Origin of the sequence: Micromonospora inositola, assembly GCF_900090285.1 — a bacterium.
Taxonomy (GTDB): Bacteria; Actinomycetota; Actinomycetes; order Mycobacteriales; family Micromonosporaceae; genus Micromonospora; species Micromonospora inositola.
Genome location: NZ_LT607754.1, coordinates 2441268 through 2454160 on the forward strand (window position 1 = coordinate 2441268; position 12893 = coordinate 2454160).

Consider the following 12893-nt stretch of genomic DNA (forward strand, 5'->3'; position numbering starts at 1 on the left):
CGCGGTGCGGTAATGGGACCCACCGCGGGCCGAGGACGGACTGTCGAGGAGCGTGTCCCATGGCTCAGCGCAACAGCTCAGGTCGCGGCGGGACTGCGACGAGGACCAAGCGGCAACCCGGCAACCAGACCCCGGGGACGCCAAACATCTCCGAGTCTGAGATCTCCCGGATGAAGGTCGACGACATCCGCGGTCAACTCCGCCGGCGCGGGGTCTCCGGGATCTCCGCCCTGCGCAAGCCGGATTTGGTGAAGACGCTGGCGAAGACCCTGAAGGCGGAGAGCCGTGGCGGCGCCGCCCGCAAGGCCACCGGGCCGGCCGGCCGCGCCGCCCCGACGAAGAGGGCGGCCGCCAAGAAGGCTCCGGCGAAGAAGACCGCCGCGGCCCGGGCGAAGGCGGCGCCCGCCGCGAAGGCCACGGGCGCGCGGGCGAAGAAGGCGGCCCCCGCGAAGAAGGCCGCCGCGAAGAAGGCGCCGGCCGCGAAGAAGGCGCCGGCCGCGAAGAGGGCGCCGGCCGCGAAGAAGGCGGCCCCCGCCAAAAAGGCGCAACCGTCCCGGACCCGCGCCGCGAAGGCGCCAGCCGGGGCGGGCGCGAGGGCGGCGCCCCCGCGGGGCGCCGGTATGGCGGCGGCGGGGGCGACGCCGGTCCGGACCGGCCGATCCTCATCCCGTTCGGTGGGGTCGTCCCAGCAGATCACCTCCTTGGACGATCGTCCGGAGCGTCCCGGTCGGAGCCTGGTGACCGCCAACCACGAGGTGATCCAGCGCTGGGCGCGGGCCCGCAGCGCCAAGCCGGCCACCATCGCCGGCACCGAGCGGGAGGGCCGCCCGGGAGTGCTGACCTTCAACATCCCGGGCTACCGGGAGAGCAGCCGGATCCGGGAAATCACGTGGGACGACTGGTTCCGGACATTCGACCTACGCGGGCTGAACCTGATCTACCAGGAGCAACTGCGGGACGGCCGGCAGAGCAACTTCTTCCGTACCGAGAACCCGAATCGGGAGGACGCCTGAGGTTTACGGGAATGGCCGGCGGGAACCCGCTGTTGTCACATCCATGGCCCCGGAGTAGGCACAGCCGGATTTCCGACACGAGTGCTGTGACGGGCGAGACAGTGATCCGAGTTGAATCCGGAATCCGGGCGAACTAACTTTATTGCACCGCGCCACGCTTGGAATCGTTCGGGGGAGCGGCGGATCGATCAGATCCGCGCAAGCGAGGCGCGAGGAAACAGGTGGAGCACGCCGTTGGGGGACGGTGCCACCTGTGGAACCGGCGGCGCGAGCGGGCGACGCTTACGGGGGTGAGTGCCGCCCGCCGCCGCCGGGCGTACGGTGCGGGCGTCCACCTCGACGGGGGTCGAGGTGGGCGCCCAGCGCCGTTTCTCCGACCGGCTCAGCGGCCGGCGGCCACGGCCTCCGCCCGCCGGTCCCGGTCGCCCAGCGCGGCCACCCGGCGTTCCCGGGGCGGACCGGCGAGCAGGTGGCCGACCGCCGCCACCAGGCCCAGCCCGCCGACGACGAGCCAGTGCCGGTCGCCCAGGTACTGCAGGCTCAGGCCGCCCAGCGCGGGCGCCACGAACGACGCCGCCGGGAAGGTCAGGTAGAAGACCGACTGGTACCGGGCGCGCAGCTCCGGCGGCGCCAGGTCGGCGTTGATCTGCGCGTTCGGCGGCGCGGCGAGCATCGAGCCGACCGTCCAGACCACCGCCGCCCCGAGGTAGAACGGCAGCTCGTCGGCGACGGCGAGTGCGCCGAAGCCGAGCGCCATCAGCCCGGTGGAGACCGACAGCACGGTCGCCTTCCGGTACGGCTCGATCAGCCGGGGCACGAAGAGCTGCCCGAGCACGATCAGCGCGCCGCCGAGCGCCACCACCACGCCGTACGCCGACGGGCCCAGGCCGTCCGCGCGCATCGCCAGCGGCATGATCGTCGAGGTCTGCATGGTGAGCACGGCCAGCACGAAGGTCAGCCCGACGAAGGCCAGGAAGGTCCGGTCGGTCAGCGCGGTGACCAGCCCCGGCCGCCGCAAGCCCGCAAGGGCGTCGCCGGCCGCGTCCGGATCGGCCGTGCCTGCCGTGCCGGCCCCGGCCGCGTCTGCCGCAGTGCCGCGCCGGCGGACCCGGGCGAGCGTCTCGGGAACCTTCCAGGCGATGATCGCGGCGGCGGCCAGCGTGGCGCCGGCGTCCACCAGGAACAGGGCGACGAAGCTCGCCTCGGCGAGCACGCCGGCCAGCAGCGAGGCGACCGCCATGCCCAGGTTGAACGCCCAGAACTGCAGGTTGAACGCGCGCGAGCGGCGGGCCTCGGGCACCACGTCGACGATTGCCGCCACGAACGCCGGGCTGGGCATCGAGTGCACCACCCCGACCAGCGCGGCGAGCACCGCGATCACCGCCAGGTGCCGGCTGAACGCCAGCGCCACCATCAGCCCGGCGGCGCCGAGGTGCGCGGCGAGCAGGGTGGCCCGCCGGCCCCAGCGGTCGGCCAGCACCCCGCCGAGGAGCACACCGAGCGCCCCGCCGGCTCCGTACGCCCCGACCATCGCCCCGGCGAGCGCCTCGGACGCGCCCCGCGCCCCGGTGAGGTAGAGCGAGAGGAAGAGCATCGCGAACGCGCCGGCCCGGTTGATCAGCAGGCCGGACCAGAGGTACCAGAAGGTGGCGGGCAGCCCGCCGGCCGTGTCGTGCCACCAGCGCCGCAGCCCCCGCACATGCCCTCCATGAAGGTTTGTCAACAGTCCGCACCCGACCGTAGGGAGGGGCGGGCCGGGTCGCCAGGGTGACCGCGGTCACCGCGTCCTGATCATCCCGCGCCGCCGCAGGTCACGGCATGAACAGCCGATGATCCGCGGGCGGCCCGGCGTACCTCAGGAGCGGGCCGGGACGGGCTCGGCCGGCGCGGTCGCGGCGGCCTCGGCCGCCTCGGGGGCCGGGGGCTGGATGACGGTGACCGGCCGGACCGGCACCGCGGCCGTGCGGAGCTGGGCGGCCCGCCGCTCCCGGGCCGGGCCCGAGACCAGGTGGGCCACCGCCGTCACCGCGCCGATCGCGGCGCAGCCGAGCCAGAGCGCGCCGTTGCCGACGTGCTCCCGGACCAGGCCGCCGAGGATCGGGGCGGCCGCTCCCGCGATCTGCCAGGAGAGCGAGAAGACGCCCTGGTAGCGCCCGCGCAGCGCGGCCGGCGAGAGCTCGGCGATGAGCGTGGAGTTGGACGGCGAGTTGAGCATCTCGCCGAGCGTCCAGATCAGCACCGTGACGCCGTAGAACCAGGCCGTGCCGGCGAACGCGGTCAGGCCGAAGCCCAGGCCCATCACCAGCGAGGCGAGCGCGAGTACGTGCGACCGGCTCCGTCCCTTGATCAGCCGGGGTACGAAGAGCTGCCCGACCACGATCAGCACCCCGTTGAGCGCGATCACCGAGCCGTACGTGGCCGGGGTGAGGCCCGAGTCGCCCATCGCGATCGGCAGCATCGAGATGTGCTGGAGGAAGACCAGCGCGGCGAACAGGTTCAACGCCACGAAGCCCAGGTAGACCCGGTCGGTGAGGATGGTGCGCAGCGCGCCGCGGGGCGCGGCGTCGCCCTTGGCGACGGCGGCCGCCGAGGTGGTGCGGGTCTCCTTCACCCGGGTGAAGATGATCAGTGCGGTGATCAGGGTGGTGGCCGCGTCGACCACGAAGAGCAGCAGGTAGCCGGCCTGGGCGGCGAGGCCGGCAAGCACCGCGGCGCAGGCGAACCCGAGGTTGATCGCCCAGTAGTTCAGCGAGAAGGCGCGCAGCCGGTCCTTCTCCGGCACCACGTCGATCATCATGGCGCCGAACGCCGGCCGGGCGGCCTCGGCGAAGGTGCCCAGCAGCAGCGCGCCCAGGGCCACCGCCCAGAGCGGCCGGGCCAGACCGAGGGCGAGCATCATGGTGGCCGCGCCCAGGTGCGCGGTGAGCAGGGTGGGTCGCCGCCCCCACCGGTCGGCGAGGGTGCCCCCGACGGTGGTGCCGACCGCGCCGCCGACGCCCCAGAGGCCGAGCACCAGGCCGGCCTGCGAGGCCGAGAAGCCACGCTCCTGGGTGAGGTAGATGGCGAGGAAGACCAGGACGAACGAGCCGAGCCGGTTGATCAGCGTGCCGGTCCAGAGGTACCAGAAGGCCCTCGGCAGCCCACCCGTCGTGTCCCGGAACCAACCCCGTACCGTCCGCACCGCGTCGCCCCCGTTTGTAATGACCGGCATATCCCAAGCGCCTTACAACTTAGTGCCGCCCCGGAACGCCGGTCACCAGCTTTTCCACGTGGTGGTCGTCACGACCGGTCCCCGCGTGTCCACCGGCGACGTACGGCAGGATGATCGGCATGACTGCGAGCGAGGGGCCCACCGTCGGGACGCTGGTCCTGCTGCGGCACGGCGAGAGCGACTGGAACGCGAAGAACCTCTTCACCGGCTGGGTCGACGTCGACCTGACCGCCAAGGGCGAGGCGGAGGCGCGCCGCGGCGGCGAGCTGATGCGCGAACACAGCCTGCTGCCGGACGTGGTGCACACCAGCGTCATGCGCCGGGCGATCCGCACCGCCGAGCTGGCGCTCGACGCCGCCGACCGGCACTGGATCGCGGTGCGCCGGTCGTGGCGGCTCAACGAGCGCCACTACGGCGCCCTACAGGGCAAGAACAAGAAGCAGACCCTCGACGAGTACGGCGAGGAGCAGTTCATGCTCTGGCGCCGGTCGTACGACACGCCGCCGCCGCCGATCGACGACAACGACGAGTGGTCCCAGGTCGGCGACCCCCGGTACGCGCTGCTGCCGACCGAGCTGATGCCGCGCACCGAGTGCCTCAAGGACGTCGTCGAGCGGATGCTGCCGTACTGGTACGACTCGATCGTGCCGGACGTCCTGGCCGGCCGGACGGTGCTGGTCGCCGCGCACGGCAACTCGCTGCGCGCCCTGGTCAAGCACCTCGACCAGATCTCCGACGAGGCCATCGCCAAGCTGAACATCCCGACTGGGATCCCGCTGCGCTACGACCTCGACCCGCAGCTGCGTCCGCAGACGCTGGGCGGGACGTACCTCGACCCGGCCGCCGCCAAGGAGGCCGCCGCCGCGGTGGCCAACCAGGGCCGCTGACGTACGCGAGCAGAAGGCCCCGGTCCGTCGCGGACCGGGGCCTTCTGCTGTTTCCTCCGCTCAGCTCGCCGTCGGGCTGTTCACCCCGGTGATCAGGTAGACCACGTGCTCGCCAGCGTTCACCGCGTGGTCGGCGAAGCGCTCGTAGAAGCGGCCGAGCAGGGTGGCGTCGATCGCCGTCTCCACCCCGTACGGCCAGTCGTCGCCGAGCAGCACGCCGAACAGGCTCTTGTGCAGGTCGTCCATGGCGTCGTCGTCGCTGTCCAGCTCGGCGGCGAGGTCGGCGTCGGGCTTGGCCAGCACGGAGCCGATCTTCTCGGCCATCCGGTCGGCGATGCCGGCCATGTCGGTGAAGACCGGCCGCAGCTCGGCCGGCACCGCCGGGGACGGGTGCCGGCGCAGCGCGGTCTTGGCGACGTGGTCGGCCAGGTCACCCATCCGCTCCAGGTCGGCGGCGACGTGCAGGGCGGTGATCATGGCGCGCAGGTCGGAGGCGACCGGCGCCTGCCGGGCGAGCAGGTCGCAGACCCGCTCCTCGACGTGCCGGTACAGCTCGTCGATCTCGGCGTCCCGCGCGATCACGGCCTCCGACGCCTCGCGGTCGGCGGTGAGCAGGCCGCGGGTGGCCTGGCGCATCGCGGCGCGCACCCCCTCCGCCATGTCCACCAGCAGTTGGCTGACAATCTGCAGGTCGGCCCGGAATTCGTCGCGCATCGTCACTTCCTGGGGTCGGTGGCCGCGGTTCGGCCCGGGGATCCGGTGCCGTACGGCTTGAGCAGGTGCGCGACCTACCGTAGGCCGGGGGAGCGGACCCGAGGTGAACGAGGGTGAACGACGCGGGGCCTGGGAATGAACATTCCCGGAAGTGAGGATGATTCGTCCCGTTCTGGGCGATCCCCAGGTAAACAATGACCCTACGATCGCCGGGTGGAATGGGCGGTGGCGGTCGTGGTGGCCCTGGCTCTGGTGACCGGACTGGTCGCCGGGCTGCAGCTGTCCCGACCGGTCCGGAACCGGTGGCGCCGCTCGAGTGCAGGGAGGCCGGCGATTCCCGACGACCAGCAGGGCGGGCTCCCCGGGCTCGGCCGCAAGACGATCGACTCCCTGCGGGCCGGCGTGGTGGTCCTGGACCCGGACGACGTGCCGGTCCTGGTGAACCCCGCGGCACGGGCGATGGGCCTGCTCCGGACCGGCGCCACGCCCGGCTCCATCGCCGCCCACCCGCTGCTCCGTACCCTCGCCGGGCAGGTCCGCCGCACCGGCGTACGGCGGGAGATCGAGCTGGATCTGCCGCGCGGCCGCGACAACGCCGGTGACAACCCGCTCGGCGTGCACCTGCGGGCGATGGCGCTCGGCGGCGGCTACATCTCGATCGAGGCGGCCGACGTCACCGAGTCGCACCGGGTCGCCCGGGTCCGGCGGGACTTCGTGGCCAACGTCAGCCACGAGTTGAAGACGCCGATCGGCGCGCTGCAACTGCTCGCCGAGGCGCTGCTGGACGCCACCGAGCCCGCCGGCGACGGGGCGCCCGATCTCTCCGAGGACCTGATCGCCGCCCGGCGGTTCGCCGAGCGGATCCAGCACGAGTCGACCCGGCTCGGCCGGCTGGTGCAGGAGCTGCTGGAGCTGACCCGGCTCCAGGGCGCCGAGCCGCAGCCCCCGCCGGAGCCGGTGTCGGTGGACTGGGTGATCGCCGAGGTGGTCGACCGGACCCGCACCGCGGCCACCGCCCGCCGGGTGGATGTGGTGGTCGACGGCGCGCGCGGCCTGACCGTGTACGGCAGCGACACCCAGATCGCCACCGCGGTGGCCAATCTGGTCGAGAACGCCATCAACTACTCAGGCGAGGACACCGCCGTCCGGGTGACCGCCCGGGCCAGCGACGAGCACGTCGAGATCGCCGTCGCCGACCAGGGCATCGGCATCGCCCCGAACGAGGTCGACCGGATCTTCGAGCGCTTCTACCGGGCGGACCAGGCCCGGTCGCGCTCGACCGGTGGCACCGGCCTCGGCCTGGCCATCGTCAAACACATCGCCAGCAACCATGGCGGTCGGGTGGAGGTGTCGAGCACTCTTGGTGGGGGGTCGACGTTCACCCTCCGGCTGCCCGCCAGCCCCCCGAACGACCTGGAGGCGACACTCTCCTCCGCTGAGATCGAGGCCGGCCCGGCCGAGCTCCGGCAGGCCTGACCACAGGAAAGGAACACCCGTTGAGCCGCGTACTGGTGGTCGAGGACGAGGAATCGTTCTCCGACGCCCTGTCCTACATGCTCCGCAAGGAGGGCTTCGAGGTCTCCGTCGCCGCGACGGGTCCCTCCGCCCTCACCGAGTTCGACCGGACCGGCGCCGACATCGTGCTGCTCGACCTGATGTTGCCGGAGATGTCCGGCACCGAGGTCTGCCGGCAGCTCCGGCAGCGTTCGCACGTGCCGATCATCATGGTCACCGCGCGGGACAGCGAGATCGACAAGGTGGTGGGCCTGGAGATCGGGGCCGACGACTACGTGACCAAGCCGTACTCGCCGCGCGAGCTGGTGGCCCGCATCCGGGCGGTGCTGCGCCGGCAGAGCGCGGAGGTGGCCGAGTCGGGTGCCCCGACGCTCGCCGCGGGCCCGGTCCGGATGGACATCGAGCGGCACGTGGTGACCGTCGACGGGGCCGGCGTCCAGCTGCCGCTGAAGGAGTTCGAGCTGCTGGAGCTGCTGCTGCGCAACGCCGGCCGGGTGCTGACCCGGGGCCAGTTGATCGACCGGGTCTGGGGCGCCGACTACGTGGGCGACACCAAGACCCTGGACGTGCACGTCAAGCGGCTGCGCTCTAAGGTCGAGCCGGAGCCCTCCGCGCCGCGCTACATCGTCACCGTCCGCGGGCTGGGCTACAAGTTCGAGCCGTGACCGGCGTACCCGAGAACCGGCCCACGCTGTCCGCGCGGGCCGTTCCCGTGGGTGTCAGCGGACGACGTTGACGTTGAAGATGGCGGTGCCGAGCGTGCCGTAGAGGCGCAGCCAGATCGGCAGCAGCATCTCGGTGCCTCGGGCGGTGGTGATGTCGCCCAGGTCGATCACGTCGGTGTGGCCGAAGCTGGCGAGCAGCTCGGTGACGATCCGCTTCGCCTCCGCGTCGTCGCCGGAGACGAAGACGCTGTGGTCGCCGTCGGCGAGCTGCCGGGGGTGGGTCATCAGGTCGGCGGTGAGCGTGTTGAGCGCCTTCACGACCCGGGCACGCGGGAAGGCGCGCTGGATCCGCTCGCCCAGCGAGTCGTCGTTGACGACCGACAGGGTGGGCGGGAAGCCCTTGCCGAAGTCCAGCGGGTTGGCGATGTCGAGCAGGACCTTCCCGGCCAGGTTCGCCTCGCCGGCGGCGGTCAGGGCAGGCAGCGCGCCGTCGCCGCTGGTGGCGTTGACCACCAGCGCCGCGTCGGCGGTCGCGTCGGCGTAGCCGGCCAGGCCGACCGCCGGGTGGGCGGTCGCCCACTCCGTCCAGTCGCCGGCCCGGGTGGTCGCGACGTCGCGGGTGCCGACCGTCACCTGGTGGCCCAGCTCCGCGGCCCGGCCGGCGATCGCCCGGCCGACCATGCCTGTGCCCAGTACTGCGATGCGCATGTGTGTCCGTCCTCTGGTGATCGCGCGGCGCCGACGCCCGCACTCGTCGCAGCGACACTAGCAGACAGGTCTGTCTACTACGCCAGCACGGCACCCCCGTGACCGCTGCCACCCCGCGCGAGGTTGTACAGACGGACGGGTCTGTAGACTCCATCGGAGCACCCGCAGGAAAGGAACGCCGATGCCCGCGCCGCGCACCCCCGCCGGCTCCGCCCGGGAGCGCATCCTGGACACCGCGTTCCGGCTCTTCTACGCGCACGGCCCGCGCGGCGTCGGGGTGGACAGGGTCATCGCCGAGTCCGGTGTCGCCAAGGCCACGCTCTACAAGCACTTCCCCAGCAAGGACGACCTCGTCCTGGCGTACCTGGACAAGGTCGACCAGGCCTGGTTCGGGGCGCTGCGGGCCGCCGCCCGGGAGGCCGGTGACGGCCCGCGCGACCAGCTCGTCGGGATGTTCGACGCGCTGGCCGGCGCCTGCCGCCGGGACGGCTACCACGGCTGCGCGTTCATCAACACCGCCGCCGAGTCGCCCGCCGGCGGCCCGGTGCACGCGCGGACCGTCGAGCACAAGAACGTCGTCCGGGCCTGGGTGACCGACCTGGCCCGGCGGGCCGGCGCGGACCAGCCGGACATGCTCGCCCGGCAGCTCACCCTGCTGCTCGACGGCGGGCTGGCCGGCGGGGTGCTCGACGGCGACCCGGCGATCGCCGAGGCGGCCAAGCGCAGTGCCCGCGCCCTGGTCGACGCCGCCCTGGGTCAGGCCAGCCAGCAGTAGCGGCGTTCCGGCCGGCCGGCCGCGCCGTAGCGCAGGGTCACCTCCGCTCGACCGGTGCCGGAGAAGTGCTCCAGATAGCGGCGGGCGCTGACCCGGGAGATGCCCACCCGGTCGGCGCACTCACTGGCGGAGAGCGTGCCGTCGTGCTCGCGCAGCGCGCGCTCGACCAGCTCGGCGGTCTCCGGGCTGAGACCCCGGGGCAGCGCCGGGGTGGCGACCGAGCCGCTTCGGGAGAGCACCCGGTCGACGTCGGCCTGGTCGCTCACCACGGTGGCGCGCAGCGCGCTGCGCCGGGCCGCGTACTGCTCGAGCCGGGTCCGCAGCTCGTCGAAGCCGAACGGCTTGAGCAGGTAGTTCACCGCGCCGTAGCGGACCGCCCGGCGGACCGCCTCCGCCTCCCGGGCGGCGCTGATCACCAGGACGTCGCAGTCGTGCCGGGCGGCCCGCAGCCGGGTCACCACGTCCAGGCCGAACATGTCCGGCAGGTAGAGGTCGAGCAGCACCAGGTCGGGGCGGAGTTCGTCGACCGCGGCGATCGCCTGCTCGCCGGTGCTGGCGGTGCCCACCACCCGGAAACCCTCGATCCGCTCGACGAACCCGCAGTGGATCCGGGCCACCATGAAGTCGTCGTCGACGACGAGCACGTCGATCATCGCGCCTCCTCCAGCACGCGGGACACCGACATTCGGGCGGTGAACATCGCCCCCTCCTCGGTGTTCGTCACCGCGATCTCACCGCCGCGACGGTTGCAGACCAGCCGGGTGAGGGCCAACCCGATGCCGCGCTCGCCGCCCTGGGCGGCTTTGGTGGTGAAGCCGTGCGTGAAGACCTCCTGGGCCAGCTCCGGCGCCACCCCGGGACCGGAGTCCCGGACGACGATCTCCACGGACGAGGCGTCCTGCCGCAGCTCGACCTCCACCCAGGCGGGCCGCTCCGAAGGGCCGCCCGCCTCCCGGCCGCCGGCGACCGCCTCGACCGCGTTGTCGACCAGGTTGCCGAGCACCGTCGCGATGTCGGCGGATACCTCCGGCTCCAGCCGGTCGAGCCCGGTCCGCTCGGAGATCCGCAGCTCCACCCGCCGCTCCGCGGCCAGCGCCGACTTCGCCATCAGCAGCGCCGCCACCACTGTGTCGTGGATCCGGCTGGTGACCGTCAGGTCGAGCGAGGCCCGGTGCCGGCTGAGCGCGTCGACGTACCGCACGACCTCGTCGTGCTCACCGATCTGGATCAGCCCGGAGATGGTGTGCAGCTGGTTGGCGAACTCGTGGGTCTGCGCCCGGAGCAGCTCGGCGGTGCTCCGGAACGAGCCGATCTCCCGCTCCAGCCGGGCCAGCTCGGTCCGGTCTCGCAGGGTGGTCACCGAGCCGAGCCGGCGGCCGTCCTTGCGGACCGTCATCCGGTTCATCACCAGCACCCGGCCGCCCCGGACGACCACCTGGTCGCGCGCCTCGGGCCTGCTGCCGGCCAGCACGTCCCGCAGTCGGCCGGAGATCCGCAGCTCGGACAGGCTCCGGCCGAGGCAGTCCTCGGGCAGGTCGAGCAGGCGTCGGCCGATCGAGTTGACCAGGGTGATCCGCCGCTGCGGGTCCAGGGCGATCACCCCCTCGGCGATGCCGTGCAGCAGCGCCTCCCGGTGCTCGGCCAGCCCGGCGATCTCCCGGGGCTCCAGGCCCAGGGTCTGTCGCTTGATCCGCCGGGCCAGCAGCCAGGACCCCACCACCCCGAGCAGGCTCGCGATGCCGAGATAGGTGAGCAGGTACGACGAGGCCCCGACCAGCCGTTCTGACCAGGTCGGCGACGCCTCCCCGACCACCACCACGCCCAGGTAGCGTCCCAGGTTCTCCTCGCGGGCGCCGAGCACCGGCACCTGAGCCACCAGCTCCCGCGAGCCGTCGACCTCCAGCTCGCCGAACCAGCTCCGCCCTTGCTCCATTAGGGGATCGCCGAGCACAACCGGGCTGCCCACCAGGGTCGGGTCGCTCGAGCTCACCACACGGCCCCGGGCATCCGCCACGGTCACCGAGGTAACCCCGGACTTGGTCAGCATGTTCTGCACCAGCGGCGCGATCGTCTCGGCCGGCGCCGGCTGATTGAGCCGGTCGCGCAGAAGTCGGTCGGCGGCGAGCTGCTCGCCGAGGGCGGCAACCCGATCCCCCTCCACCCGGTTGAACGTGGCCTCGGACTGGGCCAGGGAGACGGCGGCGACGGCCACCAGCACCACGACGATGATCGCGAGCTGGAGGACCAGCAGCTGCCCGGCCAGGGTTCGGCGGCGGGACGTGATCGCGACCACAAAGACCTCAACTTCCGCTGGTGACACAACGCAGACAAGCGGCCCGCGCGGAGGTCACCATCTTGCCGCTGGACTCATTCGAAACGGAAGAGAAACAAGATGGCAACTAGGAGAAACGTGCTGGTCATGGGGGTCGCCGCCGCCTCGGCGCTGGCCCTGGCTGCCTGCGGCGCCACCGCCGACAAGAACGAGGGCGGCTCCAGCAACGACGGCAAGCCGGTCAGCGGTCTGCGGATCATGGTGCCGAACACGCCCGGTGGCGGATACGACACCACGGCCCGTACCGCCGCGAAGGTGATGGAGGACGCCAAGATCGCCACCGGCGTACAGGTGTTCAACCTGCCCGGCGCGGGCGGCACGGTCGGCCTCCAGCGGACCGTGAACGAGAAGGGCAACGGCAAGCTCGCCATGCAGATGGGGCTGGGCGTGGTCGGTGCCTCGTACACCTCGAAGTCGGCGGCGACGCTGACCCAGACCACCCCGCTGGCCAAGCTGATCGAGGAGGCCGGCGCCATCGTGGTGCCGAAGGACTCCCCGTACAAGACGATCAACGACCTGGTCGCGGCCTGGAAGGCCAACCCGAAGGGCATCGCGGTCGGCGGCGGCTCGTCCCCGGGCGGCCCCGACCACCTGCTGCCGATGCAGCTCGCGAAGACCGTCGGCATCGACCCCAAGCAGGTCAACTTCGTGTCGTACGACGGCGGCGGCGAGCTGCTGCCGGCGGTGCTCGGCGGCAAGGTGGCCTTCGGCGCCAGCGGCTTCGGCGAGTTCCTCGACCAGGTCGAGGCGGGTCAGATCCGGGTGCTGGCGGTGACCAGCGAGCAGCCGATCGAGGCGCTCAAGGAGGTGCCGACGCTCAAGTCCTCCGGCATCGACCTGGTCTTCACCAACTGGCGCGGCATCGTCGCCCCGCCCGGCATCAGCGACGCCGACAAGAAGGTCTGGATCGACGCGCTGACGAAGATGCACGAGTCCGACGAGTGGAAGGCCGAGCTGACCAAGCGCGGCTGGACCGACGCCTTCGTCACCGGCGACGAGTTCGGCACCTTCCTGACCGAGCAGGACAAGGCAGTGGCCGACGTGCTCAAGCAGCTCGGGTTGGCATGAGCGGC

Annotated in this window: 12 protein-coding genes; 6 read left to right on the forward strand and 6 right to left on the reverse strand. The window is 72.4% G+C overall.

Annotation, left to right across the window (positions count from 1 at the left end; all coding sequences use genetic code 11):
• Positions 1 to 170: 170 nt before the first annotated feature.
• The gene (locus GA0070613_RS11705) at positions 171 to 1013 is read left to right on the forward strand and encodes a hypothetical protein (RefSeq protein ID WP_408630982.1); all 843 of its coding nucleotides are present in this window, start codon (positions 171 to 173) and stop codon (positions 1011 to 1013) included.
• 382 nt (positions 1014 to 1395) lie between these two features.
• Here GA0070613_RS11705 and GA0070613_RS11710 read toward each other — a convergent pair whose 3' ends face one another.
• Complete coding sequence (locus tag GA0070613_RS11710) at positions 1396 to 2712, reverse strand: MFS transporter (RefSeq protein WP_089012320.1); 1317 nt, start codon at positions 2710 to 2712, stop codon at positions 1396 to 1398.
• 156 nt (positions 2713 to 2868) lie between these two features.
• Positions 2869 to 4194 (reverse strand): MDR family MFS transporter, encoded by a 1326-nt coding sequence (locus tag GA0070613_RS11715; RefSeq protein WP_089012321.1) that lies wholly within the window; start codon positions 4192 to 4194, stop codon positions 2869 to 2871.
• Positions 4195 to 4343: 149 nt separating this feature from the next.
• Here GA0070613_RS11715 and GA0070613_RS11720 point away from each other — a divergent pair, with 149 nt between their 5' ends.
• Complete coding sequence (locus GA0070613_RS11720) at positions 4344 to 5111, forward strand: phosphoglyceromutase (RefSeq protein WP_089012322.1); 768 nt, start codon at positions 4344 to 4346, stop codon at positions 5109 to 5111.
• Positions 5112 to 5171: 60 nt separating this feature from the next.
• Here GA0070613_RS11720 and phoU read toward each other — a convergent pair whose 3' ends face one another.
• Positions 5172 to 5825: a phosphate signaling complex protein PhoU gene (phoU, locus tag GA0070613_RS11725; RefSeq protein WP_089012323.1), complete on the reverse strand. Its 654-nt coding sequence runs from the start codon at positions 5823 to 5825 to the stop codon at positions 5172 to 5174.
• Between the two features lie 261 nt (positions 5826 to 6086).
• Between phoU and GA0070613_RS11730 the strand changes: the two genes are divergently transcribed.
• Together GA0070613_RS11730 and GA0070613_RS11735 are read left to right on the forward strand one after the other, a co-directional pair.
• Positions 6087 to 7301 (forward strand): sensor histidine kinase, encoded by a 1215-nt coding sequence (locus tag GA0070613_RS11730; protein ID WP_408631000.1) that lies wholly within the window; start codon positions 6087 to 6089, stop codon positions 7299 to 7301.
• Positions 7302 to 7321: 20 nt separating this feature from the next.
• Positions 7322 to 8005: a response regulator transcription factor gene (locus GA0070613_RS11735; protein ID WP_089012324.1), complete on the forward strand. Its 684-nt coding sequence runs from the start codon at positions 7322 to 7324 to the stop codon at positions 8003 to 8005.
• A gap of 54 nt (positions 8006 to 8059) precedes the next feature.
• On the opposite strand, the gene GA0070613_RS11740 is transcribed toward GA0070613_RS11735, so the two are convergent.
• Positions 8060 to 8713 carry an NADPH-dependent F420 reductase gene (locus GA0070613_RS11740; RefSeq protein ID WP_089012325.1) on the reverse strand — a complete coding sequence of 218 codons (654 nt, stop codon included), beginning with the start codon at positions 8711 to 8713 and terminating at the stop codon, positions 8060 to 8062.
• A gap of 181 nt (positions 8714 to 8894) precedes the next feature.
• Here GA0070613_RS11740 and GA0070613_RS11745 point away from each other — a divergent pair, with 181 nt between their 5' ends.
• Positions 8895 to 9488 (forward strand): TetR/AcrR family transcriptional regulator, encoded by a 594-nt coding sequence (locus GA0070613_RS11745; RefSeq protein WP_089012326.1) that lies wholly within the window; start codon positions 8895 to 8897, stop codon positions 9486 to 9488.
• Here the strand turns inward: GA0070613_RS11745 and GA0070613_RS11750 are convergent.
• Positions 9470 to 10141 carry a response regulator gene (locus GA0070613_RS11750; protein WP_089012327.1) on the reverse strand — a complete coding sequence of 224 codons (672 nt, stop codon included), beginning with the start codon at positions 10139 to 10141 and terminating at the stop codon, positions 9470 to 9472. The two genes, GA0070613_RS11745 and GA0070613_RS11750, sit on opposite strands and share 19 nt — an antisense overlap.
• Positions 10138 to 11781: a sensor histidine kinase gene (locus GA0070613_RS11755; RefSeq protein ID WP_089012328.1), complete on the reverse strand. Its 1644-nt coding sequence runs from the start codon at positions 11779 to 11781 to the stop codon at positions 10138 to 10140. Before GA0070613_RS11755 ends, GA0070613_RS11750 begins: the two co-directional genes overlap by 4 nt.
• A 99-nt stretch (positions 11782 to 11880) precedes the next feature.
• On the opposite strand from GA0070613_RS11755, the gene GA0070613_RS11760 reads away from it, so the two are divergent.
• Entirely contained in the window at positions 11881 to 12888 is a 1008-nt protein-coding gene (locus GA0070613_RS11760) for a Bug family tripartite tricarboxylate transporter substrate binding protein (RefSeq protein ID WP_089012329.1), read from the forward strand.
• The last annotated feature ends 5 nt before the right edge of the window (positions 12889 to 12893 follow it).

What these genes read in the sequence shown, in the direction of transcription:
- GA0070613_RS11705 (WP_408630982.1), top strand. Translation starts at nt 171, where the DNA reads ATGAAGGTCGACGACATCCGCGGTCAACTCCGCCGGCGCGGGGTCTCC.
- GA0070613_RS11720 (WP_089012322.1), top strand. Translation starts at nt 4,344, where the DNA reads ATGACTGCGAGCGAGGGGCCCACCGTCGGGACGCTGGTCCTGCTGCGG.
- phoU (WP_089012323.1), bottom strand. Translation starts at nt 5,825, where the DNA reads ATGCGCGACGAATTCCGGGCCGACCTGCAGATTGTCAGCCAACTGCTG.
- GA0070613_RS11740 (WP_089012325.1), bottom strand. Translation starts at nt 8,713, where the DNA reads ATGCGCATCGCAGTACTGGGCACAGGCATGGTCGGCCGGGCGATCGCC.
- GA0070613_RS11745 (WP_089012326.1), top strand. Translation starts at nt 8,895, where the DNA reads ATGCCCGCGCCGCGCACCCCCGCCGGCTCCGCCCGGGAGCGCATCCTG.
- GA0070613_RS11750 (WP_089012327.1), bottom strand. Translation starts at nt 10,141, where the DNA reads ATGATCGACGTGCTCGTCGTCGACGACGACTTCATGGTGGCCCGGATC.
- GA0070613_RS11760 (WP_089012329.1), top strand. Translation starts at nt 11,881, where the DNA reads ATGGCAACTAGGAGAAACGTGCTGGTCATGGGGGTCGCCGCCGCCTCG.